The organism is Gordonia sp. PDNC005 (assembly GCF_016919385.1).
Classification (GTDB): Bacteria; Actinomycetota; Actinomycetes; order Mycobacteriales; family Mycobacteriaceae; genus Gordonia.
In genome coordinates, this window is sequence record NZ_CP070351.1 from 176,765 (window position 1) to 201,367 (window position 24,603).

Annotated in this window: 18 protein-coding genes, 1 tRNA gene and 2 rRNA genes; 14 read left to right on the forward strand and 7 right to left on the reverse strand. The window is 63.9% G+C overall.

The annotated features are described in order from the left end of the window. The first annotated feature begins 41 nt into the window (after positions 1-41). Positions 42-797 carry an SDR family NAD(P)-dependent oxidoreductase gene (locus JVX90_RS00975; RefSeq protein WP_205330638.1) on the forward strand — a complete coding sequence of 252 codons (756 nt, stop codon included), beginning with the start codon at positions 42-44 and terminating at the stop codon, positions 795-797. Here the strand turns inward: JVX90_RS00975 and otsB are convergent. The 5 genes from otsB to JVX90_RS01000 are packed head-to-tail and all read right to left on the reverse strand — an operon-like array spanning position 784 to position 5,450. Beyond that, on the reverse strand, positions 784-1,542 hold the full coding sequence (otsB, locus tag JVX90_RS00980) for a trehalose-phosphatase (protein WP_205330639.1): 759 nt from the start codon (positions 1,540-1,542) through the stop codon (positions 784-786). The two genes, JVX90_RS00975 and otsB, sit on opposite strands and share 14 nt — an antisense overlap. Then, on the reverse strand, positions 1,539-3,011 hold the full coding sequence (locus JVX90_RS00985) for a trehalose-6-phosphate synthase (RefSeq protein ID WP_205330640.1): 1,473 nt from the start codon (positions 3,009-3,011) through the stop codon (positions 1,539-1,541). The genes otsB and JVX90_RS00985 overlap by 4 nt, the downstream gene beginning before the upstream one ends. 6 nt (positions 3,012-3,017) lie before the next feature. Next, a complete protein-coding gene (locus JVX90_RS00990; RefSeq protein ID WP_205330641.1) occupies positions 3,018-3,179 on the reverse strand; it encodes a hypothetical protein in 162 nt (53 codons plus the stop codon). A 10-nt stretch (positions 3,180-3,189) separates the two neighbouring features. After that, a complete protein-coding gene (locus tag JVX90_RS00995) occupies positions 3,190-3,966 on the reverse strand; it encodes a MerR family transcriptional regulator (protein WP_205332212.1) in 777 nt (258 codons plus the stop codon). Between the two features lie 41 nt (positions 3,967-4,007). Then, positions 4,008-5,450 carry a threonine/serine exporter family protein gene (locus JVX90_RS01000; protein WP_205330642.1) on the reverse strand — a complete coding sequence of 481 codons (1,443 nt, stop codon included), beginning with the start codon at positions 5,448-5,450 and terminating at the stop codon, positions 4,008-4,010. Positions 5,451-5,530: 80 nt separating this feature from the next. On the opposite strand from JVX90_RS01000, the gene JVX90_RS01005 reads away from it, so the two are divergent. Then, positions 5,531-5,605: transfer RNA gene (locus tag JVX90_RS01005), tRNA-Thr, on the forward strand. Between the two features lie 163 nt (positions 5,606-5,768). Then, positions 5,769-7,019, forward strand: a complete 1,251-nt coding sequence (locus tag JVX90_RS01010; RefSeq protein WP_205330643.1) for an MFS transporter — start codon at positions 5,769-5,771, stop codon at positions 7,017-7,019. Here JVX90_RS01010 and JVX90_RS20505 read toward each other — a convergent pair. Beyond that, positions 6,934-7,803 (reverse strand): AraC family transcriptional regulator, encoded by an 870-nt coding sequence (locus JVX90_RS20505; RefSeq protein ID WP_240193997.1) that lies wholly within the window; start codon positions 7,801-7,803, stop codon positions 6,934-6,936. The two genes, JVX90_RS01010 and JVX90_RS20505, sit on opposite strands and share 86 nt — an antisense overlap. Positions 7,804-7,888: 85 nt before the next feature. Here JVX90_RS20505 and JVX90_RS01020 point away from each other — a divergent pair, with 85 nt between their 5' ends. Next, on the forward strand, positions 7,889-9,307 hold the full coding sequence (locus JVX90_RS01020) for an FAD-binding oxidoreductase (protein ID WP_205330644.1): 1,419 nt from the start codon (positions 7,889-7,891) through the stop codon (positions 9,305-9,307). Positions 9,308-9,328: 21 nt separating this feature from the next. Here JVX90_RS01020 and JVX90_RS01025 read toward each other — a convergent pair whose 3' ends face one another. Beyond that, positions 9,329-9,799, reverse strand: coding sequence for a GyrI-like domain-containing protein (locus JVX90_RS01025; RefSeq protein ID WP_205330645.1), 471 nt, complete (start codon positions 9,797-9,799; stop codon positions 9,329-9,331). A gap of 50 nt (positions 9,800-9,849) precedes the next feature. Here JVX90_RS01025 and JVX90_RS01030 point away from each other — a divergent pair, with 50 nt between their 5' ends. The 10 genes from JVX90_RS01030 (at position 9,850) to JVX90_RS01075 (ending at position 24,539) form a co-directional block, all read left to right on the forward strand. Then, positions 9,850-11,433 carry a carboxylesterase/lipase family protein gene (locus tag JVX90_RS01030; RefSeq protein ID WP_240193998.1) on the forward strand — a complete coding sequence of 528 codons (1,584 nt, stop codon included), beginning with the start codon at positions 9,850-9,852 and terminating at the stop codon, positions 11,431-11,433. Next, a complete protein-coding gene (locus tag JVX90_RS01035; protein ID WP_205330647.1) occupies positions 11,430-11,819 on the forward strand; it encodes a RidA family protein in 390 nt (129 codons plus the stop codon). Before JVX90_RS01030 ends, JVX90_RS01035 begins: the two co-directional genes overlap by 4 nt. Continuing rightward, a complete protein-coding gene (locus tag JVX90_RS01040; protein ID WP_205330648.1) occupies positions 11,816-12,988 on the forward strand; it encodes a winged helix DNA-binding domain-containing protein in 1,173 nt (390 codons plus the stop codon). The genes JVX90_RS01035 and JVX90_RS01040 overlap by 4 nt, the downstream gene beginning before the upstream one ends. A gap of 175 nt (positions 12,989-13,163) precedes the next feature. Further along, positions 13,164-13,874, forward strand: a complete 711-nt coding sequence (locus JVX90_RS01045) for a response regulator transcription factor (RefSeq protein ID WP_205330649.1) — start codon at positions 13,164-13,166, stop codon at positions 13,872-13,874. Then, positions 13,871-15,304 (forward strand): HAMP domain-containing sensor histidine kinase, encoded by a 1,434-nt coding sequence (locus JVX90_RS01050; protein WP_205330650.1) that lies wholly within the window; start codon positions 13,871-13,873, stop codon positions 15,302-15,304. Before JVX90_RS01045 ends, JVX90_RS01050 begins: the two co-directional genes overlap by 4 nt. Positions 15,305-15,313: 9 nt before the next feature. Further along, on the forward strand, positions 15,314-15,739 hold the full coding sequence (locus tag JVX90_RS01055; protein ID WP_205330651.1) for an HIT family protein: 426 nt from the start codon (positions 15,314-15,316) through the stop codon (positions 15,737-15,739). Between the two features lie 67 nt (positions 15,740-15,806). Then, a complete protein-coding gene (locus tag JVX90_RS01060; RefSeq protein WP_205330652.1) occupies positions 15,807-17,324 on the forward strand; it encodes a multicopper oxidase domain-containing protein in 1,518 nt (505 codons plus the stop codon). 30 nt (positions 17,325-17,354) lie between these two features. After that, positions 17,355-18,944 (forward strand): multicopper oxidase domain-containing protein, encoded by a 1,590-nt coding sequence (locus JVX90_RS01065; RefSeq protein ID WP_205330653.1) that lies wholly within the window; start codon positions 17,355-17,357, stop codon positions 18,942-18,944. A gap of 492 nt (positions 18,945-19,436) precedes the next feature. Then, positions 19,437-20,956: ribosomal RNA gene (locus JVX90_RS01070) — 16S ribosomal RNA — on the forward strand. 450 nt (positions 20,957-21,406) lie between these two features. After that, positions 21,407-24,539 (forward strand): 23S ribosomal RNA (locus JVX90_RS01075). The 16S and 23S rRNA genes sit together here, the layout of an rRNA operon. Positions 24,540-24,603: the final 64 nt, after the last annotated feature.

Sequence of the window (24,603 nt, forward strand, 5' to 3'; positions counted from 1 at the left end):
GGCCTCAAAACTAGCAGTCGACCCGGCTCTATTATGGCTGCATGAGCACCGCCGCGTCTGATGAGTCCAGCAGAGTCGCCGTTGTCACCGGAGCGAGTTCGGGTATCGGCGCCGCAACCGCGCGGGCCCTCGCCGGCGACGGTTACGACGTGATCCTTGGAGCCCGGCGGGTCGATCGTCTCGAAGCACTGGCCGCGGAGATCGGCGGACGCGCGCGGCAGCTGGACGTGACGGACCCGGAGTCGGTCGAGCGGTTCGTCGCCGGTCTCGACCGCGTGGACGTCCTCGTCAACAACGCGGGCGGTGCCAAGGGTCTCGCGACGGTCGCTGACGCCGACCTGGACGACTGGCGGTGGATGTGGGAGACGAACGTCGTCGGCACATTGCGTGTAACGAAGGCTCTTCTGCCCGCACTGGAGGCGTCCGGCGACGGGCTCATCGTGACGATCACCTCACTCGCTGCGATCGAGCCGTACGACAACGGCGCCGGCTACACCTCCGCCAAACACGGGCAGGCGATGATCCATCGCACGCTTCGCCTCGAACTCCTGGGCAAGCCGATCCGCCTCACCGAGATCGCTCCCGGAATGGTGGAGACCGAGTTCTCCCTGGTCCGGTTCGACGGCGACGCAGACAAGGCCGACGCCGTCTACTCCGGACTCGAGCCGTTGGTGGCCGAGGACGTGGCCGAGGTGATCTCGTTCGTAGCGTCACGCCCGCCGCACGTGAACCTGGACCAGATCATCCTGAAGCCGCGCGATCAGGCGAGCGCTCGACGCAATATCAAGACCGGCTAGCGACAACCGCTTCGAGGACGTCTGCGACGTCGTCGGGGCCGTCGACGCGGTACCGCGCCGAGGTCGCGCCGTCGCCGACTTTCACGCTCACGTCGCCGGGCAGGTTGAGGCGAGCGAACGCCTTCTCATCGGTGATGTCGTCGCCGATGTAGAGCACCCCCTGCGCGTGCCCGATGTCGCGTAGACGATCAAGCGCGTGGCCTTTGCTGGTCTCGATCACGGCCAGTTCGATGACGGCCTTGCCGTAGGTGACGTGCACGCCCTCCCACGATGCAGGACCTTCGGCGGCGAGTGCGAGCGCCGCGTGGGCGTCGTCCGATGACGCATTTCGGACGTGCAGCGTGGTGCTGGCCGGTTTGATCTCGACGGAGGTCCCGGGGAAGCGGGCGGCGAGGGCCTCGAACTCGGCGATCACCCGATCGAGCAGCGCGCGCCTCTCGGCGGTGACGGGGTCGGCGAAGCCGGTGTCGAACTCGGCGCCGTGGCTGCCGACGAGGACCACCGGGTCGCTGAGACCTGATAGGACGGCCAGGTCGGATCGCGCTCGTCCGGACACCAGCGCCACATCCACGCCGGGCAGTTCGGCGGCTGCAGCGAGCGCGGCTACCGACCGTGGATTGGGCTTCGCGTCTTCCGGACGGGAGACGATCGGTGCGACACACCCGTCGTAGTCGGAGGCGAGCAACACCCGATCGAGGTGAGCGAACTCGGCGATCGCATGGCCGAGAGAACCGTCGATCCTCACTTGATCTCCTCATTCGCCGCACTCGCACCCGCGAGAGACTGCAAGAAGCTGTTGGCCCACAGATCGACGTCGAAGTCGCGGACCTGCTGGTGCAGAGCGGCCATCCGTGAGCGCTTAGCTGCCGGATCATCGGTCACAGCCGCTTCGATCACGTCCATCACGTTCTGGTCGTCGTACGGGTTGAGCAGGTAGGCGGCCTCGCCCAGCTCTGCGGCCGCTCCGGTGAACTCGCTCAACACCAACGCGCCGCCATGGTCGGCGCGGCACGCTGCGTACTCCTTGGCCACGAGATTCATCCCGTCCCGCAGCGGCGTCACGAGAACGACGTCGGCCGCCATGAAGTACGCGAGAAGCTCGTCGCGGGGGACCGGCTGCAGCAGGTAGCGAACCGGCGGCGACGTGGTGGTTCCGTACGTGCCGTTGATGTGGGAGACGCTCCGCTCGATGCGATTGCGGACGGCGATGTAGCTGTCGACCTGTTCCCGGCTAGGGCTCGCGAGCTGCACGAACACGGTCTCCGCCGGGTCGAGGCGGCTCGCGGCGAAAAGTCCTTCGAGGCCTTTCAGCCGAACGTCGATGCCCTTGGTGTAGTCGAGTCGGTCGACGCCGAGCAGAATCGTTTTCGGGTCGCCGAGTTCGGCACGGATCCCGGCGGCACGATCGAGAGTCTTCGACGCCTGGTCGGCGACCTCGGCGGCGTTGATGGAGATCGGGAACGAGCCCACCCGCACGGTACGCGTGCCGGTGGTGATGGTTCCGAGCCCGTCACGGACGCCGACCGGGTCGCGGGAGGTCTCCAGGCCGAGGACTCGGCGGACCAGGGTCAGGAAGTTCTCCGCGCCGCCCGGAAGGTGGAAACCGACGAGGTCGGCCCCAAGCAGTCCTTCGAGCAGTTCACGGCGCCACGGAAGCCGCGTGAACAGTTCATACGATGGGAACGGGATGTGAAGGAAGAACCCGATCCGCAGGTCCGGGCGCAGGTCCCGCAGCATCGCTGGCACGAGCTGGAGCTGGTAGTCGTGCACCCAGACGGTGGCGCCGTGTGCGGCGGAGGCGGCTGTCGCCTCGGCGAATCGCCGGTTCACCGTCAGGTAGGTGTCCCACCAGTCGTGCCGGAACACCGGTTCCACCAGCAGATCGTGGTACAGCGGCCACAGGGTCGAGTTTGCGAAGCCCTCGTAATAGTCGGCGATCTCACCGCTGCTCAACGGCACCGCGTGGATGTCGATCCCGTCGACCCGCGGTTGCTCGTCGAGGGCACCTGTTGTCTGCTCGTCGAGCGAAGTCGAGGTGGCTGCCGCGCCGCTCCACCCGACCCACGCGCCCTCGCGGGTCGCGAGAGTCGGGGTGAGAGCGGTGACGAGACCTCCCGGTGCACGCTTCCACGTGACGGTCCCGTCAGGTTGCACACGTTTGTCGACGGGGAGCCGGTTGGCTACGACGACGAATTCAGCACCCGTGTCGGTCATCGACGATCAGGCGGACTCGTCGGTGGCGAGTCCCAGCATGGACAGGAGCATCCGGCATTCGTCGGCGTCTGTGGCGTACGTGGCGACCACGCGGCGGGCCGAGATCGCCGTCTCGTCGGCGACCGGAGTCAGATCGTCTTCTGCGATGTCTTCTGTCTTGGCAGGCATGCTGGTGATTCTACGCGTGACCCCGGTTGGCGTCCGAGTTGGCGACGATCGCATCCCGGACGTACTGCGCGAGACCGGGTTCGAGCGTGTTGTACGTTGCCGCGAACCGTTCGTCTGCGACGTACATCTCGCCGAGGCAGCGATGGAATTCGTGATCGCACTCGTAGAAGCGGTCGTTGATCTGCAACCGAGCACGTTCGGCCGCCGCCCGAGCCCGCGCTCCGTCAGCCGGCTCGCCGGACCTCATGGCGTTGACGAACTCGGCGTTCACCGCGTCCTGCTCGGCTTTGACCTCCGCCCAGTCGGCCTTCGTATAGGTCGACGTGCGGGCCGCGGACTGGGCCCACGCGTCGGTCTGGCCCCAGCGTTCCTCCGCTTCGGCCTGGTATTCGTCGGAGAACCCGTCTCCGAACAGTTCTCTCAGTTCCGCGTCTGTGGCGGGTCGGTTCGTCATCTCACGCTCCAATGCGTCGTCGATTGCGCCCACGAGCTCATTGAGTTCGTCGAGCCTGGCCGTGACGACTTCACGTTGTCGGCGGAGATGGTCGACCGCGCCGTCCGCCCCGTCGAGCAGGTCGGCGATGTCGTCGAGGGACATCTCGAGCCGTCGATACACCACGATCTGCTGCAGCCGGACCAGGTCCGCCTGCGTATACAGGCGATAGCCTGCCGATGATCGTTCGGTCGGGGACAACAGGCCGATCTCGTCGTAGTGGTGCAGTGTGCGCACCGTCACCCCGAAATGCTCTGCCAGTCGACCCACGGTCCACGTGTCGCCTCGTGTCATCGTCACTCCTGAAGATCGTGGTGCCTCACGCCGCGTGAGGGTCAAGGACTTTCGCGTCGCGGCTTTCGGCGGGGAAAGTTCTCCGGGCGGACGGGGATTCGGACGAGAACTGCCGGGATGCTCGGTCGACGCAGAGATCGCGCCAGGAACTCGCCGAGTGTGACGCCCGCGGCGAGCGCACAGCCTGTTGTCAGTGCCGCTGCGACCTGGCCGAAGCCCTCGAGCGACTGCCCGCTCATGATTCCGTACAGCCCGCGGTAGATCGAGAGACCCGGAAGCAGAGGCGTGATACCCGCGACGGCGATGACCAGGGGCGGCGTCAACGCACGACGGGCGGCGAGACCACCGACGAGGCCGACGACGACGGCGGCGGAGGCCGCGGCGACGATCGACCCGGCCTGAGTGAGCGCCAGGCCCAACGAGACGCCCGATGCGACGATTCCGGCGCCGAACGCCACCGGGATCGCGCGACGCTCGGCGTAGCTCCCGACCGCGAACGCCCCAGCCGCGATCGCGGCACCGGTGATGCGGGCCAGCGTGTCGGCGGTGCCGAACGGGAGCTGGGTTCCGAGACCGGGCAGCGTCACCCCGAACCATTCGGTGACCCGCAGAGCGAGAGCGACTCCGGCGAGGATGCCGCCGGTCTGCAGGACCACCTCGGAGAACCGGGCGGTGCCGGTGATCGGAGCGCCGGTGATCGCATCCTGCACCGAGCCGACGAGGGACAGCCCGGACAGCAAGACCACGATGCCTGCCGCGATGATCTGGGACGGCATGAAGTCGATGCCGATCTGCTCGCGCCAATGAAACAGAGTCGCTGCGGGCATGACCGCGATGAAGCCGCCTGCGAATTGTTGGAAGAACACCGGGGTCCCGATCCGCGCGAGTCTCCGGTTCAGGGAGACGATCACCAGGGTGGTGATGAACGCGGTGAGCCCGACGAAGAACGTGCCGCCGAGGAGTATCGAGATACCGGCCGCCATCGCTCCCCAGCCGAGTGAGGCCACCCAATACGGGTACGGGTGGTTGGCCGCGATGATCTCGTCGACGATCCGATGCGCCGTCGTCGGGGTGATCGCCAACTGGCGGATGCGCCGCACCAACCGGTCGACGTGTGCAAGGCGGGTGAAGTCCAGTGATCGATAGTGAACCGTCCGCATCGAGATCACCGGGGGCAGGGAGTAGCCCCGGCGCGCGCACACCATGATCGTGTTGAACGTGACGTCGACGTCCACGTCCTCCAGGCCGTAGATGCCCGCCACGAACTCGATCTGTTTGCGAGTGTCGATGGCGCCTGTGCCGGAGTCGAGGAGGACCGCACCGATCTTGGCAGCGAGGTCCAGGACCTCGGTGATCGCGGCCTCGTCGTCGAGCGCGATAGGTTTTCGCGGTGCAACGACGATGCTGCCCGGCTCGATCGTGTCGATCGTCGCCTGAGCGTTTCCAAGGACTTTCTCGAGTCCGCGGCGGAAGAACGCGCGCACGTTGTGGTGCCTCCTCGTCGTGCGATCGTGGTGCTGGTGGTGGGCGAGCTATCTGCGGCGGATATACTTCTTCACCGCACGCCTCCTTAGCTCAGTGGTAGAGCACCGCTCTTGTAAAGCGAAGGTCGTCGGTTCAATCCCGACAGGGGGCTCCACCAGAGGGTCGGGCGAGAAGACGTTTCTCGCCCGACCCTCTTCGTGTATCGCCGCGGCTGCCCCATGCGTGACAATTCTGCCACCGGAATCGGTGGACGTTCGGTTCGATCCTGTGGGGTTTCGGTCAAGTGGCGGCATCGCTCGGCACGGAGGATCTATGTCATGACACAACGCACCGCTTCGTCGTCGACGGCCACCCAGTGGGCCTCGATAGTCGTGATGATGGCGACCAGCTTCGTCCTCGTCGTCGCCGAGTTCCTTCCGCCGAGCCTGTTGCCCGCCATGGCCGAGTCGTTGGGGGTGTCGGAGGGCAACGCCGGGCAAGCGGTCACCGTCACCGCATTCGTCGGCTTTCTGACTGCGCCGACGATCGGCATCATCTTCCCGAAGCTGGACCGCAGGTTGTTGCTAGTGGGCCTGACGAGCGTGGCCGCGGTGTCGAATGTGCTGGTCGCCGTGTCCGGAAGCATGTGGATGCTGTTGGTTGCCCGGCTGCTTCTCGGTGCGTCGATCGGCGGCTTCTGGGCGATGTCCATCGCTGTCGCCTCGCGTCTCGCGCAGCCTGCACACCTCGGTCGCGCCATGATGCTCGTCAACACCGGCACCACCGTCGCGACGGTCGCCGGGGTCCCGCTCGGCACCTACTTGGGGGAGGTGTTCGACTGGCGCGCGGTCTTCGCCGGCGCGGCCGTTCTGTCGGCCGTGGTGGCCGTCACGCTCTGGCGAGTGCTCCCGTTCGTAGAGCCGTCCGCCGCCGCACGGGTCAGCTCCCTCACCGAAACCCTTCGTGTGCCGGGACTCTCGCTCGGCCTCACCGGACACGTCCTCACCGTGTTCGGCCACTTCGCGGCGTTCACCTACATCCGGGTGGCGCTCGAACGGAACCCGGATCTGGACGCGACGACCATCGCCGCGATCCTCGTCGTGTTCGGTGTCGGCGGGTTGGCGGGCAACTTCGCGGTCGGCATGGTCGTCGACCGACATCTCGACATCGCCAGGTATGGGGTGCCCGCGCTGATCGCGTCGAGCATCGCGGTGGTCGCTGCGGCGCCGGACAACGTCCCGCTGGTGATCGCAGCAGTCGCAGTGTGGGGCTTCGGTTTCGGATCGTGGCTGATGGTGGTCTCGACGTGGATCGGGCGTCAGGCCCCGGACCGTATGGAGGCGGGCGGCGGCCTGCTGGTGGCGGGCTTCCAGATCGCGATCACCATCGGCGCCGCCGTCGGAGGCGCATTGTCGGACACGGTCGGGATCACCGCGGCACTGTGGATCGCGGTCGCCTCCGCGGTCGTGGGTGGTGTGCTGTTCGGCTCGGCTCGCGGCGACGTCAACTCGCCGACGGCTGCGGGGCCTGCCGACCCCGTCGCCATCGAGCCGGAGGATGTCCAGTGTGTCGGCGGAACGCGCGGCTGAAGCCGGCTTCGGACTCGTAGCCGAGCCGGTGTGCGGTCGCCGCCACCGGCTCGCCGTCGCTGAGCAGGCGCATGGCCTCCGCCATACGCACCCCGGCCAGATATGACGCCGGTGACCGTCCGGTCAGGTCGCGGAAGCGTTCGGCGAAGGCCGATCGAGACATCGTCGCAGTTCTCGCCAGTTCGTCCACCGTCCACGCTCGGCCCGGTTCGGCGTGCAGAGCATCGATGACCCGCGACAGGTCGGGTTCGGCCAAACGCTCGGCCCACAGGTCGGGAGCGCAGCCGCGCTCGAGCCACGTCCGCATGACAACCGACACGATGGTCGAGGTGATTCTGTTGCAGACCACCACGTCGCCGGGCCTCGTCGCCCCGGGGCCGGGCCCGGTGCCAATGGTGTCGATGAGACCTGCAACAGCGGGCTCGGCGGCTCGGAAGCCGCCGATCACCACCGCAGTCGGCAGAGTGTGCAGCCACCTGCTCGGCGCGGGCGTCTGCGCGAACACGACGCTCACCAAGTCGACATCGGTGAGCGCGCGGAGGCGTCCGCACGATCCGTGCGGCCACAAGATGACGTCGCCCGCAGAGATCAGACGCGTCGTCCCGCAGTCGTCGATCTCGAGGGAGCCCTCCACCAGATACCGGAAGCCGGCGGTCGGACCGCCGTACAGGCGATCCTCACCCGCTGACAACCGCTCGCGGCGAGACTCCTGAAGGGTCCATTCAAGGGCGGCGAGGGCCCGGTCGACGTTCTCGGCGTTGTTGGCCTGCGTGGGTGCACTCACTCCCTCTGCAAGCGCACGGGCGGCGCCTGTTATTCCTTGGGGAACTCGCAGGAGCTTCTCAGGCCGCGCCGGTACGTTCGCCGACGTGACTACGACTGCATACGACGTGGTGTCGACCAGGACCCTCAACGGTTGGTCGCGAACCAACGAGACCAGAGCCGCCGTCCTGGCGACGCCGGACGTCGACACGATCGCTCGCGCGGTCGCGAAGGTGGCCGACGCGAAGGCCGATTCGCCGGGTTACCTGCGCAACGGTGTCATCGCACGAGGGCTCGGGCGCTCGTACAACGAATCGGCGCAGAACCGGGCGGGGCTGACGGTAGACATGACCGCCGTCAACCGGATCCACCGGATCGACGGCGACGCCCTGATCGCCGACGTCGACGCGGGTGTCAGCCTCGACACCCTCCTGCGGACGCTCGTCCCGCTCGGCCTGTGGCTGCCCGTCCTACCGGGGACGCGGCAGGTCACGGTCGGTGGTGCGATCGCCCACGACATCCACGGCAAGAGCCATCACAGCAGCGGCAGCTTCGGAGACCAGGTCGCGGACCTCGATCTGCTGGTCGCCGACGGTCGGGTCCTCACCCTCGCACCCGACGGAACGTCCGACGATCCGGACGCGTCCCTGTATTGGGCGACTGTCGCCGGACTCGGTCTCACCGGCATCGTGCTGCGCGCCCGCCTCCGACTCCAACGGACCGAAACCGCCTACTTCCTCGCCGACGGAGTCGTCACGCACGACGTCCACGAGACTGTCGACCTGCACCGCACAGGGTGGAGCGACTCCGCCGAGTACAGCGCCGGCTGGTTCGACGCGGTGACGAAGGAACCGGCGCTCGGCCGCGGCTACTTCACTCGAGGGCGTCTGGCCGCCGTCGACGAGCTGCCGACGAAACTCCGCCGCGACCCTCTGCGTTTCGATGCGCCGCAGTACTTCACCGTCCCCGACATGTTCCCGAGCGGGCTCGGCAACCGGCTGACGTTCGGACTCATGAGTCGCGCCTACTTCCAGGCGGGCGGGACGTACACCGGGAAGGTCCACAACATCACCGGGTTTCTGCATCCCCTCGACATCATGGGCGAGTGGAACCGCTTCTACGGCGGCACCGGCTTCCTGCAGTACCAGTTCGTGATCCCGCCGGAGAACCTCGACGCGTTCGTCCCGCTCCTGTCCGAGGTGCGGGCCTCCGGTCACGCCAGCTTCGTCAACGTGCTCAAGATGTTCGGCGACGGCAACCGCGCGCCGCTGTCGTTCCCGACGCCGGGCATGACTGTCACGTTCGACTTCGCGATCAAACGCGGCCTGGACAGGCTGGTCTCCGAACTGGACCATCGGGTGATCGATTTCGGTGGGCGCCTCTACTCCGCGAAAGACTCGGTCACCAGGCCCGACACCTTTCACGCCATGTACCCGCGGATCGACGAGTGGATCGCGGTGCGACGACGCATCGACCCGACCGGAGTTTTCGTCTCCGACATGGCCAAGCGACTCGAACTCGTCTGAACAGCGGGGCGAGGCGGTGCGTCAGTACAGGATGATCAGATCGGTGCGGAGGTCTTCGGGTTCGGTCACCGACGGGTCGTTGACGTAGATCTCGATGACGCCCCGCGAATCTCCTCCACCGTTCACCTCGTGAACTTCGAAGAGCGACTCCCACGCCGAACTGATGCCCTCGTACGCGCCGACATGGCTCATGATGAGGGCCCGCCCGGACGGGAAGACACCGTTGTCGACGCCTTCGACGTCGGTCGGGGCCGCAACGGGGAAACCGAGAGTGATGTCGAAGACATCGTGGGGATCGCCCTCGTACAAGCCGTAGCCGGGACCGATAGGCCCGCAGCCTGCGAGAGTCTGGAACGACTCGTCGAAGATGTCGCGGATGTCTTCCATCCGGACGTCGTAGAACTTCTGAGTGACAACGCGGATGTCGTCGGGAAGCGTCACCTCCATCGGCTGCAGGAACGACTCTTCGCGGAAGAACAGCGGGATGCTCATGCCCGCAAGGGTACGGCTCACACTGCGGCATCGGCACTCCTCCCGGCAGAATGGAACCCGTGATTCAAGATGATCTTGTCGTCGACACTCACTACGGTCCGTTGCGCGGTGTGGCGACTGAAACGCTCGACGTGTGGCGCGGCATCGCCTACGCCCAGCCGCCGGTAGGCGACTTGCGGTGGCGGCACGCCGTCGATCCGAGACCCCACACCGATGTGGTCCCCGCCGACTCTTTCGGCCCGGTGTGCCCGCAGCCGGTGATGCCGGTGATCGAGCTGGGCGACGGCACGCGGCAGGAGGAGGACTGCCTGTACCTCAACGTGTCCACCCCGCGCGGAGCGTCGCGCAGCGACGCTCGGCTTCCGGTGCTGGTGTGGATTCACGGTGGCGCCTACCTCTGCGGTTCGGGTTCACAGCCGCTGTACGACGCGGCGTCGCTGATCGGCACGGGTGTCGAGGCGGGCACCCCGGTGATCGTCGTGACGATCAACTATCGGCTCGGTGCGTTCGGATTCGTCGACTTCTCGTCGTGGTCGGACGCCGACCGGACGTTCGACGCGAACTGCGGCATGTCCGATGTGCTGGCTGCACTGCGTTGGGTGAACCTGAACATCGGGGCTTTCGGCGGCGACCCCGGGAACGTGACTGTCTTCGGGGAGTCGGCAGGCGGCGGAGTGGTCACGACACTCCTCACCATGCCGGGCGCGAAAGGGCTCGTCCATCGAGCGATCGCGCAGAGTTCTCCGGCCACGTCGGTGTACGGTCCCGACCGCGCCGCGCGCTACGCGCAGGCGATGCTCGACCTGATGCCCGCCGAACGGGTCACCCCGGACCTGCTCCGCGACATCCCCGTCGACGCGCTTGTGGCGGCGTCACAGCAGATGTTCCTGTCGGTGCCGCGGGAGCATCCCGGCACCATCGCTCACACACCAGTCGTCGACGGCGACCTGATCCCCGACGATCCGCTCCGCGTGTACGAGTCCGGGCACGCTCTGCCGGTGCCGCTGATGATCGGCACCAATCGACACGAGACGTCGCTGTTCAAGTGGATGTCGTCGCCTCTCATGCCGGTGAAGTCCGAGCACGTCGACGCGATGTTCACCCTCATCGGCACCGAGCAGCCGCACCTCCCGCTGCCTGAGCCTGAGCACCTCGACGAGTCGTACCAGCACGTGAAGGCTCGGGTGCGGAGCATGGCGATCTCCCGCGACATCGGTTTCCGCATGCCGGCGCTGTGGATCGCCGAGGCGCACAACTCGCGTGCTTCGGTGCACCTGTACCGCTTCGACTGGGCTACGCCGCTGCTGAGGTTCATCGGCTTCGGCGCCGCGCACGCCACCGAACTGCCGTACGTGTGGGGCAATCCGGCGTCCACCAAACGCGATCCGATGTACCGACTCGGCGGTCGACCGACCGGCGACGAGGTGACCGCCCGCGTCCAGCGTCGATGGCTCGCGTTCGCGACCTCGGCCGACCCGAACATCGGCGACGACATCCCCGGCAACGCACAGTGGGACCCCTACACGGTCGACGATCACGCGTCGCTGCGAATCGGCGCGGTCGACTCCGCCGCCGTCGGTCTCGACGACGCGATGCTCCGCGCCTGGGGCGACGAAGTGCTCAGCTTCCAATGACTGTCCGTCGATTCGGGTCTGACGCACTGTTCGACGGCGGCTTCGCCTACGGCTCGCGTGTCAGCGGCGAACAACTCTTCACGGCCGGCATATCGCCCTTGGACGAGCACGGGACCGTCGTGGCGCCCGGCGACCCGATCGCCCAGACGGCACATGTCGTTGAACTGTTGGCGACACTTCTCGCGGAGCAGGGGAGTTCCGTCGACGACATCGCCAAACTGACCGTCTACGTGGAGACGGCCGATCGCGCGGACGTCGCTGCGGTGTGGGGCGCGGTGGAAGAGGCGTTCGCCGGAGCAACGCCTCCGGCGGTGATAGCCGCGGTCACCGTGCTGCCGTACCCGGGCCAACGAATCGAGATCGACGCCGTTACGGTGGCCCGATGACACGACCACACGTCGACGACAACGCGCGACGGGCTCGGTTTCAGCGCAGACATCTGCTCGACGGGACAGTCGGCACTCCGGTGGCCGAGATCGCCGACGCGGTTGTCGGGTTGCACGCGACGACCGCGTCCACCGTGCATCTGTCGGCGTGGGCGCGTAACGGCGAGATCACCCCGCAAGACGTCGACAGTGCACTCTACGATGATCGAACGGTCGTGAAACAGCTCGCGATGCGGCGGACTCTTTTTGTCATGAGCCGACCGATTCTCGCCGACGCAGTGGGCGCGGTCGGCAGCCGCGTCGCGGCGTCGGAGCGCACCAACATGCTCCGTGACCTGCGTCGCGATGACGGACCCGCCGACCCCGAAGGCTGGATCGATCAGGCGCGGGCGGCAGTGCTCGACCTCCTCGACGGAACCGAACTGGTCGCCGCCGAGGTGCGCAAAGCTTTGCCCGATTTCGACATCTCGATCATGCGCGATGCGGGGAAGTCGTACGGCGGACTCTCGCCGATGCTCCCGCGCATGCTCAATCACCTGGCAGCGGCGGGCGACGTGGTCCGCGGGACCAATCGCGCGACTTGGGCGGTGTCGCGGCCCGGCTGGACGTCGATGGCGTCGTGGCTCGGTGAGCCGCTCGCGGCAGTCACTCCGGAGGACGGCCACCGCGATCTTGTGGCGCGCTGGCTCCGATCGTTCGGCCCCGGGACCGAGGCCGATCTCGTGTGGTGGCTGGGGTCGACGAAGACTGCGGTGCGGAAGGCGATCGCCGCCCTGGACGTGGTCGAGGTGGACCTCGACTCCGGCGAGATCGGATATCTGATGGGCGACGACCTCGACGCCGTCGACGACGTGGAGCCGCGGGCGCTGCTGCTCCCCGGGCTGGACCCGACGACCATGGGCTGGCGAGGTCGGGAGTTCTACCTCGATCCCGCGCACGTTCGGCACCTGTTCGACACCAACGGCAATGGTGGACAGACCGCATGGTGGAACGGCCGAATCGTCGGCGGCTGGGTACAGGAGGACGCCGGCGTCCGCGTGCAGCTCTTGGAAGACGTCCCCGCGGACGGGGTCCGGGCGCTCGACGCCCGTGCCGCCGAGCTCGCCGAGTGGCTCGGCGACATCCGCCTCACCCAAGGCCTCTTCGCCTCCCCGATGATGAAGTCCTGACCCCGCCCGCTGCTCGTTGAGCCGAGCGTCCCCTGCTCGTTGAGCGCGCGTCCCCTCTGACCGATGAGCGAGCTTGCGAGACGAAAGGCGCTCAAGGGGCAGTGGGGCGTCGGCTCACAGGAAGCTCCCAGCGTTCGGCCAGCGGAGGGGAAGGCGCACGGTGCACGATGGTGACATGACCGTGAGTTCCCCTGCCGTGCCCGCAAAAGTCCTGGTAGTCGACGACGAGGAGAACATCAGGGAACTGTTGTCGGTGTCGTTGAAGTTTCAGGGGATGGACGTGCGCACGGCCGCCGACGGTCCCCGCGCCCTGGACATCACCCGTACCTTCAAGCCGGACGTTGTGATTCTGGACGTGATGATGCCCGGCATGGACGGCTTCGGCCTGCTGCGCCGCCTGCGCGCGGACGGCGTTGAGGCGCCGGCGTTGTTCCTCTCCGCGCGCGACTCCGTCGAAGACAAGATCAACGGACTCACCGTCGGCGGGGACGATTACGTGACCAAACCGTTCAGCTTGGAAGAGGTCGTCGCGCGGCTCGGTGTGCTGCTTCGCCGCAGCGGATACGGCGAGGAGTCGAAGGCTTCGTCGCGCATCGTGTTCGCCGATCTGGAACTCGACGAGGAGACCCACGAGGTGTTCAAGGACGGAGAACTCGTCTCGCTGTCGCCGACCGAGTTCACACTGCTCCGGTACTTCATGGTCAACGCGGGCACGGTGCTGTCGAAGCCCCGCATCCTCGATCACGTGTGGAACTACGACTTCGGCGGCGATGTGAACGTCGTCGAGTCGTACGTGTCGTATCTGCGACGCAAGATCGACACCGGCCCGGTCCGGCTCATCCACACCCTGCGCGGCGTGGGTTATGTGATGCGCGAGCCACGATGAACTCGTTCTCCGAGCGCATGCGGTCGATGCCGCTGCGGGTGACACTCGTCGTGCTGACCGTGATCCTCGTGCTGGCCGGACTCGGAGTGTCCGGAGTCGTGGTGACGTCCGCCATGCGGAGCGATCTGCTGACACGTGTCGACGAGGGACTCAACGACGCGGTCCACGGGTGGGCCCGGCCACCCGATGTCAGGGACGGTGACATGCCGGGCCCCCCTGGACTGCGTCGCCCGAAATCGCAGTACTTCGTGACCGCGACGTCGTCGGACGGTTTTGAGATCACGTTCAACGACTTCGGCTCCAGTCCGGACCTGTCGACTCTCTCGTCGTCGGTGAGCACGTCCCCGTCTACCGTGTCGTCGTCCGGCGCCGGCCCGGACTGGCGGGTCGTCAAGCGAGTGTCGGCTGGATCGACGGTGGTGGTGGCGATCCCGTTGACCGACGTCGACGCGACGATGACGCGGTTGATCTGGCTGCAGGTCGGTGTCGGCTGCATCGTCGTCATCCTGATAGGGGCGCTCAGTTACCTGTTGGTGCGTTCCAGTCTGCGTCCGCTGCGTCGCGTCGAGGAGACCGCTCATGCCATCGCCGGCGGTGACCTTCACCGACGAGTCCCGGCGCGGCCGGTGAACACCGAGGTCGGGAGTCTCGGCGAGTCGCTCAACGCGATGCTGGCTCAGATTCAGAACGCATTCGCCGCGACGGCGGCGTCCGAACGCCAGGCGCGCGCATCCGAGGAGAAGATGCGGCGATTCATCGCCGACGCATCGCACGAACTCCGCACCCCGCTGACGTCGATCAAGGGATTCGCCGACCTGATGGCGCTCGGCGCCGTCACCGACTCGTCGGACGCAGTCCGTCGGATCGCCGGCGAAGCCGATCGGATGACGATGCTCGTCGAAGACCTCCTCATGTTGGCACGGCTCGACGCGCACCGCCCCGTCGAGAACGCCCCGGTTGAGATGCTTCCTCTGCTCGTCGACTCCGTCGAGGCCGCGCGCGCGTCTGCACCGGACCGGCAGATAGACCTCGACCTCGCCGGATTCGATCCGACAGCGCAGGTCAAGGGCGACGGACTGCGACTCCGGCAGGTATTGGGCAACCTCCTCGGCAACGCCGTCGCTCACACCGGATCCGACGTACCGATCACGCTGGCGGCCCGAATAGAAGGCGCGGACGTGATCGTCGACGTCGCCGATTCCGGGCCCGGACTCACCGCCGACGAGCAAGCGCACGTCTTCGAGCGTTTCTATCGGGGCGACCCGTCCCGCCACCGGAACGTCTCGGACAGCGGGAGCGGACTGGGACTCTCGATCGTGGCCGCGCTCGTCGCCGCTCACGGAGGCACGGCAGGCGTTCGGTCGGCACCGGGGGAGGGCGCGACCTTCTGGTTCGCGCTGCCCCGCGCAGACGGCGTCGACCCTCGGTAAGGTTCGGGCATGGCCTCGGTTTTCACGCACATCATCAACGGCGATCTGCCCGGACGCTTCGTCTGGAAAGACGGACAGAGTGTCGGGTTCCTGACGATCAACCCGGTGACGCCCGGGCACGTGCTCGTGGTGCCGCGCAAGGAGATCGATCACTGGGAGCAGATCGACACTCCGACGTTCACTCACCTCTCCGACGTGTCACAGAAGATCGGCCGTGCAGTCAAGGACGCGTTCGACGCACCGAGAATGGGCCTGTTGATCGCCGGACTCGAAGTGCCGCACCTGCACATCCACGTGTTCCCCGCGCACTCGTTGGAGTCGTTCGATCTCACCCAGGCAGACCAGGACCCGTCACCGGAATCACTCGACGACGCGGCAGAACGCATCCGCGCATCGCTGCGCGCGCTCGGGTACGGCGAAAACGTGCCCGACTGACCGCCGCACCGACCCGGCCCGGCGTATAAGCTCATCCGATCAACGGACGGGGCGAACGGGAGCGGGTGTGGACGTTCACGGAACGGTGTCGCGGCGGACACTGCTCAAAGGCGCAGGTCTCGTGTTTCTCGCAACCGGTGCCGCGGCCTGCTCCTCTCGGCCCGACCCGGAACCGGAAGCCACGGCGGTCGTCGTCCGACCACTGCCGATCCCGCCGGTGCTTGCACCGCGCAGGGTCGGCAAGACGAAGGTCTTCAGCCTGCAGACGCAGACCGGTGCCAGTGAGATCGTTCCCGGCACCCGCACGGGGACCTGGGGATACAACGGCGCGAACCTCGGCCCGACAATCCGGGTCACGCGCGGCGACAACGTGCGGATCAACGTCCGGAACACGCTTCCCGAGACCACCACGGTCCATTGGCATGGGCTGCACATTCCTCCGGACATGGACGGCGGCCCGCACCAGCCGATCGGGCCGGGCCGGACATTCGCATCACGCTTCCGGGTCCGCCAGCAGGCCGCGACCCTCTGGTATCACCCCGACCTGCACGGGAGCACCAGTCTGCAGACGTCCCGCGGGCTCGCCGGGATGGTGATCGTCGACGATGCGGCGACGTCCCGTCATGATCTCCCGCGGCGGTACGGCATGGACGACATCCCGCTGATCTTGCAGGACAAACGTTTCACCGCCACCGGGGCCCTCGACGAGACCGACCGTGCCGACGTCGGACTGCTCGGCGACACCCCGACAGTCAACGGCATCACCCAACCGACTTTCACCGCGACAACCCGCAGGGTGCGGTTCCGCATCGTCGACGCGTCGACCGCGCGCCTCTACAACCTCGCGTTCTCCGACAACCGCCGGTTCACCGTCATCGGGACCGACGGGGGGCTCCTCGACAAGCCGATGACGGTGACGAGCATCGCGATCAGCCCGGGGGAGCGAACTGAGATCGTCGTCGACCTCATCCCAGGCGAGACCGTCCGACTGCGCGCCGTCGCGTTCCCCGGAGACCTCGGCGTCGACGACGCTGCTCCGGACTTCGGGCTGCAGGACGAATTCGATCTGATGACAGTCGTCGGCCCGACGTCGACCGCGCCGAAGCCGCGCGCGCTTCCGACCGGCCTGAATCCGACGCTGCGCAACCCTCCGAACATCGGTATCGCCCACAAGCGGTACTTCGACCTCCAATGGTTTCAGATCAACGGCCAACTCTTCGATCCCACACGCGTCGACGCCGTCGTCCCCATCGGGAGGGAAGAGATCTGGACGGTGCGCAACACCGACACCTGGATTCACAACTTCCACATCCACGGAACCCAGTTCCGAGTGCTCTCGCTCGACAAGGCACATCCGAAGCCGCCGACGGGAGGTTGGAAGGACACCGTCCTGCTCCCACCGGGTGCGGTCGCAAGACTCGCAGTGCGGTTCACCGACTACACGTCGATTCGCTGGCCCTACCGGTTCGGATGCCATCTGACGTTCCACCAAGACAAAGGGATGGAAGGCCAGTTCGTTGTCGTCCGTCCCGGCCAGAAGCCGTCGGCGATACTCGGTCGGGCACCACGCCGCAGCAAGCGCTGACCACAGACCGGGCTCGAGAAGAGAGAACACATGAACACAGCCGAATCGATCAGCCGACGTACGTGGCTGAAAGGTGCAGGCGTGGTGGCCGCCGCGACAGTCGTCGCGGCGTGCTCGCCAGACGACACGACGCCGAGCGGCTCGGACCAAACGGATAGTCGCCCCCGCCCACTGCCGATCCCGCCGATCCTGAAGCCCACCGCATCAGGAACGACGAAGGTCTTCCGCCTTGAAGCGAAACCGGGCATGAGCGAGATCGTCGCGGGAACGAGCACTCCCACCTGGGGCTACAACGGATCCATCCTCGGCCCGACGATCCGGGTGCGTCGTGGTGACGACATCCGCATCAAAGTGGGAAACGCGCTCCCGGAGATGACAACGGTGCACTGGCACGGCATGCACCTGCCCGCCAACATGGACGGCGGACCACACCAGCCGATCATGCCGGGCGACACGTGGACCGCCGAGTACACGATCAAACAGCAGGCCGCGACCCTCTGGTACCACCCGCACCCGCACGGCACCACCAGCCGCCACGCCTATCGAGGACTCTCCGGGCTGCTCATCGTGGACGACGACCAGTCCGACCAGCACGATCTCCCGAACCGCTACGGGATCGACGACGTCCCGCTGATCGTCCAGGACAAGCGCTTCACCTCCGACGACGTCCTCGACGAGACCGACCGTGAAGACGTCGGGCTCATCGGCGACACCGCCGTCGTCAACGGAATCAGCGGTCCGACGTTCACTGCGACCACGCGCCGCGTCCGCTTCCGCATCCTCGACGGTTCCACGATGAGGCTGTTCAACCTCGCCTTCTCCGACCGGCGAGAGTTCACAATCATCGGCTCCGACGGAGGACTCCTCGATCGACCGGTCACCGAGACAAGCGTCTACCTCAGTCCAGGCGAACGCGTCGAGATCGTCGTCGACCTCCAACCCGAGGAGACGGTGACGTTGAGAGCGGTCGGGTTCCCCGACAATCTCGAAGTTGACGACGATGACGCCCCCGACTTCGGACTGAAGGACGAGTTCGACTTGGTGACCATCGTCGGGCCGCACGCGGCGGCCCCAGTGCCTGCGGCATTGCCGACCGGTCTCAACCCGACGCTTCGCACTCCTGCCCGGCCTGCCGCCACTGCCAAGAAGCGAACCTTCGACCTGGAGTGGTTCCAGATCAACAACCGACTCATGGACATCACCCGAGTCGACGACACGGTCGACGTGGACACCGACGAGATCTGGACCATCGCGAACAAGGACAACTGGATTCACAACTTCCACGTCCACGACACCCAGTTCCGAGTCCTGTCGCTCGACAAGACGAGCACCACGCCGCTCATCGACGGGTGGAAGGACACGATCCTGCTCGCACCCGGCGCCGTCGCGACCATCGCCCTCCGGTTCACCGACTACACGTCCACCAGGTGGCCGTACATGTACCACTGTCACCTCATGTTCCACGAGGATCAGGGAATGATGGGCCAGTTTGTCGTCGTGAAACCGGGACAGAAGCCGTCGCCGGCCATCGGCTCGGGACTCGAGCACGAGATGGACCCGAAGCCGTCGAACAGCCGATCCGCACCCGAGACATCGTCGAATCACCGGCATTCCGGCTAGCGCAAGGCCCTGACCTGGCGATTTGGCTTTCTGTGGGCCGATGCGTAACTTATATCGAGTCCGAGCGGCCAGGCCGCGGAAGACAAATTCCCTTCAACTTCTTCACCGGGTCGTGAGATTCCGGTGGTGTTGGTGGTGGGGCCGGTCACGGCCGGCACGCTGATTTGCACTGCGGAGCGGCGTGTGGCTAGACTGGAAGAGTTGGCCCGAAACGGTCGGCGGATAATTGAGTTCACTGGAGTTCGGCCTGTGTTTGTGCGGGTTGGTGCTGGTGGGTGTGTGTTCTTTGAGAACTCGATAGTGTGTAGATAGATGTTCTTGTGCCACATTATTTTTGTTTTGTGGCATTGAGGATGTTGTGACGGACAAGAATTTGTTTTTGTTTTGTTTATGATTGAATCTTTGTCAGTTTTTTGGATTTGGTCAGGTTTTGCTTTCTGGCTTGTGCTGAAATCGCGCACTCTTTTTGGGGGTGTGTTTGTTTCACATTTTTTGTTGGAGAGTTTGATCCTGGCTCAGGACGAACGCTGGCGGCGTGCTTAACACATGCAAGTCGAACGGAAAGGCCCCTTCGGGGGTACTCGAGTGGCGAACGGGTGAGTAACACGTGGGTGATCTGCCCCAAACTCTGGGATAAGCCTGGGAAACTGGGTCTAATACTGGATATGACCTTCCGCTTCATGGTGGTTGGTGGAAAGCTTTTGCGGTTTGGGATGGGCCCGCGGCCTATCAGCTTGTTGGTGGGGTAATGGCCTACCAAGGCGACGACGGGTAGCCGACCTGAGAGGGTGATCGGCCACACTGGGACTGAGACACGGCCCAGACTCCTACGGGAGGCAGCAGTGGGGAATATTGCACAATGGGCGCAAGCCTGATGCAGCGACGCCGCGTGAGGGATGACGGCCTTCGGGTTGTAAACCTCTTTCGCTAGGGACGAAGCGCAAGTGACGGTACCTAGAGAAGAAGCACCGGCCAACTACGTGCCAGCAGCCGCGGTAATACGTAGGGTGCGAGCGTTGTCCGGAATTACTGGGCGTAAAGAGCTCGTAGGCGGTTTGTCGCGTCGTCTGTGAAATTCTGCAACTCAATTGCAGGCGTGCAGGCGATACGGGCAGACTTGAGTACTACAGGGGAGACTGGAATTCCTGGTGTAGCGGTGAAATGCGCAGATATCAGGAGGAACACCGGTGGCGAAGGCGGGTCTCTGGGTAGTAACTGACGCTGAGGAGCGAAAGCGTGGGGAGCGAACAGGATTAGATACCCTGGTAGTCCACGCCGTAAACGGTGGGTACTAGGTGTGGGGCTCATTTCACGAGTTCCGTGCCGTAGCTAACGCATTAAGTACCCCGCCTGGGGAGTACGGCCGCAAGGCTAAAACTCAAAGGAATTGACGGGGGCCCGCACAAGCGGCGGAGCATGTGGATTAATTCGATGCAACGCGAAGAACCTTACCTGGGTTTGACATACACTAGAAAGCTATAGAGATATAGCCCCCCTTGTGGTTGGTGTACAGGTGGTGCATGGCTGTCGTCAGCTCGTGTCGTGAGATGTTGGGTTAAGTCCCGCAACGAGCGCAACCCTTGTCCTGTATTGCCAGCACGTAATGGTGGGGACTTGCAGGAGACTGCCGGGGTCAACTCGGAGGAAGGTGGGGATGACGTCAAGTCATCATGCCCCTTATGTCCAGGGCTTCACACATGCTACAATGGCGCGTACAGAGGGCTGCGAGACCGTGAGGTGGAGCGAATCCCTTAAAGCGCGTCTCAGTTCGGATTGGGGTCTGCAACTCGACCCCATGAAGTCGGAGTCGCTAGTAATCGCAGATCAGCAACGCTGCGGTGAATACGTTCCCGGGCCTTGTACACACCGCCCGTCACGTCATGAAAGTCGGTAACACCCGAAGCCGGTGGCCTAACCCCTCGGGGAGGGAGCCGTCGAAGGTGGGATCGGCGATTGGGACGAAGTCGTAACAAGGTAGCCGTACCGGAAGGTGCGGCTGGATCACCTCCTTTCTAAGGAGCAAACAACAATACCGATGCTCAACCCGAATGCGGTCGAGATCGGTGTTTGTTCAGGGTGAAACACAAGACGCGCCTGCGGCGAGCACAATTATGTGTGGTCGCTTTTATGTGGGTGGAGTCATGCGGGTGACTGCATGGCTGCTAGATACACACTATCGGGGTTCTGAGAGAACACACCGGCCGGCGGATTTTTTCTGTCGGTTGTTGTTGTTTTTTCTGCTGCTCGCTGACTTTCCGCCTCTGTGTTGGGGTGTGGGGGTGGGTGGGTGTGTGTTGTTTGAGAAGTGGATAGTGGATGCGAGCATCTTGACACGTTCAAGGTGTATTGTATTGCAATTTCAAAAAGTATGTTGAATCTATTGTGATGTCCACATTCGTGTCACAGTGGTGGCTGTCCTGTTTTGTGGGGTGGTTGTTGTTGTGGTGTGTTTGTGGGTGTTGTTGTAAGTGTTTTAGGGCGTTCGGTGGATGCCTTGGTACCAGGAGCCGATGAAGGACGTGGTAGGCCGCGATAGTCCTCGGGGAGTTGTCAAACGAGCTGTGATCCGAGGGTGTCCGAATGGGGAAACCCAGCACGAGTTATGTCGTGTTACCCACTTCTGAATGTATAGGGAGTGTGGAGGGAACGTGGGGAAGTGAAACATCTCAGTACCCACAGGAAGAGAAAACAATAGTGATTCCGTGAGTAGTGGCGAGCGAAAGCGGATGGGGCTAAACCGCGCGTATGTGATACCCGGCAGGGGTTGTGCGTGTGGGGTTGTGGGAGCATCATGTCATCGTCTGCCGGCGGTGAGGTCAGTAAGAAAATCATGGGTTAGGTGAAGTGGCCTGGAATGGTCTGCCGTAGGGGGTGAGAGTCCCGTAACCGAAAACTTGTGGTCTGGCTTTGGTGTTTCCCAAGTAGCAGCGGGCTCGTGGAATCTGCTGTGAATCTGCCGGGACCACCCGGTAAGCCTAAATACTCTCTGGTGACCGATAGCGGACTAGTACCGTGAGGGAAAGGTGAAAAGTACCCCGGGAGGGGAGTGAAATAGTACCTGAAACCGAGCGCTTACAATCCGTCAGAGCCTCCCTTTGTGGTGGGGTGATGGCGTGCCTTTTGAAGAATGAGCCTGCGAGTTAGTGCTCAGTGGCAAGGTTAACCCGTGTGGGGTAGCCGTAGCGAAAGCGAGTCTGAATAGGGCGAATGAGTCGCTGGGTCTAGACCCGAAGCGGAGTGATCTACCCATGGCCAGGGTGAAGCAGAGGTAAGACTTTGTGGAGGCCCGAACCCACTTCAGTTGAAAATGGAGGGGATGAGTTGTGGGTAGGGGTGAAAGGCCAATCAAACTCCGTGATAGCTGGTTCTCCCCGAAATGCATTTAGGTGCAGCGTCACGTGTTTCTTACTGGAGGTAGAGCTACTGGATGGCCGATGGGCCCTACAAGGTTACTGACGTCAGCCAAACTCCGAATGCCGGTAAGTGAGAGCGTGGCAGTGAGACTGCGGGGGATAAGCTTCGTAGTCGAGAGGGAAACAGCCCAGATCGCCGGCTAAGGCCCCTAAGCGTGTACTAAGTGGAAAAGGATGTGGGGTCGCGAAGACAACCAGGAGGTTGGCTTAGAAGCAGCCACCCTTGAAAGAGTGCGTAATAGCTCACTGGTCAAGTGATCCTGCGCCGACAATGTAGCGGGGCTCAAGTACACCGCCGAAGCCGCGGCACTCACACATGTACATCGGCAACCCTCTTTGGGGGGTTGTCTAGTGGTGTGGGTGGGTAGGGGAGCGTCCTGCATCCGTGGAAGCCACAGAGTGATCTAGTGGTGGAGGGTGTGGGAGTGAGAATGCAGGCATGAGTAGCGAAAGACAAGTGAGAAACTTGTCCGCCGAATGACCAAGGGTTCCTGGGCCAGGTTAATCCGCCCAGGGTGAGTCGGGACCTAAGGCGAGGCCGACAGGCGTAGTCGATGGACAACGGGTTGATATTCCCGTACCCGTGTATCCGCGCCCAGTGGCGAATCATCTGTACTAACCATCCAAAAGCATTGCTTCAGCCTTTCGGGGTTGTCTTAGTGTGGCTGCGTGGGACCTTGGGTGTAGTAGTCAAGCGATGGGGTGACGCAGGAAGGTAGCTGGGCCAGTCAGTGGTTGTACTGGTGTAAGCCTGTAGGGAGTGACATAGGCAAATCCGTGTCACATTGATCCTGAGAGGTGATGCGTAGCCGTTATGGTGAATTCAGTGATCCTATGCTGCCGAGAAAAGCCTCTAGTGAGTTGGTGCACGGCCCGTACCCCAAACCGACACAGGTGGTCAGGTAGAGAATACTAAGGCGATCGAGATAACTGTGGTTAAGGAACTCGGCAAATTACCCCCGTAACTTCGGGAGAAGGGGGGCCATGGCTGGTGATCACCTTTGCGGTGTGAGCTGGTTGTGGTCGCAGAGACCAGAGAGAAGCGACTGTTTACTAAAAACACAGGTCCGTGCGAAGTCGTAAGACGATGTATACGGACTGACGCCTGCCCGGTGCTGGAAGGTTAAGAGGACCGGTTAGTGGAGTAATCCGCGAAGCTGAGAATTTAAGCCCCAGTAAACGGCGGTGGTAACTATAACCATCCTAAGGTAGCGAAATTCCTTGTCGGGTAAGTTCCGACCTGCACGAATGGCGTAACGACTTCTCTGCTGTCTCAACCACAGACTCGGCGAAATTGCAGTACGAGTAAAGATGCTCGTTTCGCGCGGCAGGACGAAAAGACCCCGGGACCTTCACTATAGCTTGGTATTGGTGTTCGGTACGGTTTGTGTAGGATAGGTGGGAGACTGTGAAGCTGGCACGCTAGTGTTGGTGGAGTCGTTGTTGAAATACCACTCTGATCGTATTGGGCTTCTAACCTCGGACCCTGATCGGGTTCAGGGACAGTGCCTGGTGGGTAGTTTAACTGGGGCGGTTGCCTCCTAAAATGTAACGGAGGCGCCCAAAGGTTCCCTCAGCCTGGATGGCAATCAGGTGTTGAGTGTAAGTGCACAAGGGAGCTTGACTGTGAGACGTACATGTCGAGCAGGGACGAAAGTCGGGACTAGTGATCCGGCACCGGCAAGTGGAAGCGGTGTCGCTCAACGGATAAAAGGTACCCCGGGGATAACAGGCTGATCTTCCCCAAGAGTCCATATCGACGGGATGGTTTGGCACCTCGATGTCGGCTCGTCGCATCCTGGGGCTGGAGTAGGTCCCAAGGGTTGGGCTGTTCGCCCATTAAAGCGGCACGCGAGCTGGGTTTAGAACGTCGTGAGACAGTTCGGTCTCTATCCGCCGCGCGCGATTAGAAACTTGAGGAAACCTGTCCCTAGTACGAGAGGACCGGGACGGACGAACCTCTGGTGTGCCAGTTGTTCCGCCAGGAGCACTGCTGGTTAGCTACGTTCGGAAGGGATAACCGCTGAAAGCATCTAAGCGGGAAGCCTGTTCCAAGATGAGGTTTCTCACCACCTTTCGGGGTGGGTAAGGCCCCCTACAGACTATGGGGTTGATAGGCCAGAACTGTAAGCATAGTAATGTGTTCAGGTGACTGGTACTAATAGGCCGAGGACTTACTAACAACACTCACACACATTTTGTTTGATGTCTGTGATGGTCGCATCCACTATCTACTTCTGAAACAA

Coding starts and splice junctions, on each gene's coding strand:
- JVX90_RS01055 (WP_205330651.1), top strand. CDS start 15,314: ATGGCCTCGGTTTTCACGCACATCATCAACGGCGATCTGCCCGGACGC.
- JVX90_RS01035 (WP_205330647.1), top strand. CDS start 11,430: ATGACTGTCCGTCGATTCGGGTCTGACGCACTGTTCGACGGCGGCTTC.
- JVX90_RS01030 (WP_240193998.1), top strand. CDS start 9,850: ATGGAACCCGTGATTCAAGATGATCTTGTCGTCGACACTCACTACGGT.
- JVX90_RS01010 (WP_205330643.1), top strand. CDS start 5,769: ATGACACAACGCACCGCTTCGTCGTCGACGGCCACCCAGTGGGCCTCG.
- JVX90_RS00990 (WP_205330641.1), bottom strand. CDS start 3,179: ATGCCTGCCAAGACAGAAGACATCGCAGAAGACGATCTGACTCCGGTC.
- JVX90_RS00985 (WP_205330640.1), bottom strand. CDS start 3,011: ATGACCGACACGGGTGCTGAATTCGTCGTCGTAGCCAACCGGCTCCCC.
- JVX90_RS01050 (WP_205330650.1), top strand. CDS start 13,871: ATGAACTCGTTCTCCGAGCGCATGCGGTCGATGCCGCTGCGGGTGACA.
- JVX90_RS01065 (WP_205330653.1), top strand. CDS start 17,355: ATGAACACAGCCGAATCGATCAGCCGACGTACGTGGCTGAAAGGTGCA.
- JVX90_RS00995 (WP_205332212.1), bottom strand. CDS start 3,966: ATGACACGAGGCGACACGTGGACCGTGGGTCGACTGGCAGAGCATTTC.
- JVX90_RS01045 (WP_205330649.1), top strand. CDS start 13,164: ATGACCGTGAGTTCCCCTGCCGTGCCCGCAAAAGTCCTGGTAGTCGAC.
- JVX90_RS01040 (WP_205330648.1), top strand. CDS start 11,816: ATGACACGACCACACGTCGACGACAACGCGCGACGGGCTCGGTTTCAG.
- JVX90_RS00975 (WP_205330638.1), top strand. CDS start 42: ATGAGCACCGCCGCGTCTGATGAGTCCAGCAGAGTCGCCGTTGTCACC.
- JVX90_RS01025 (WP_205330645.1), bottom strand. CDS start 9,799: ATGAGCATCCCGCTGTTCTTCCGCGAAGAGTCGTTCCTGCAGCCGATG.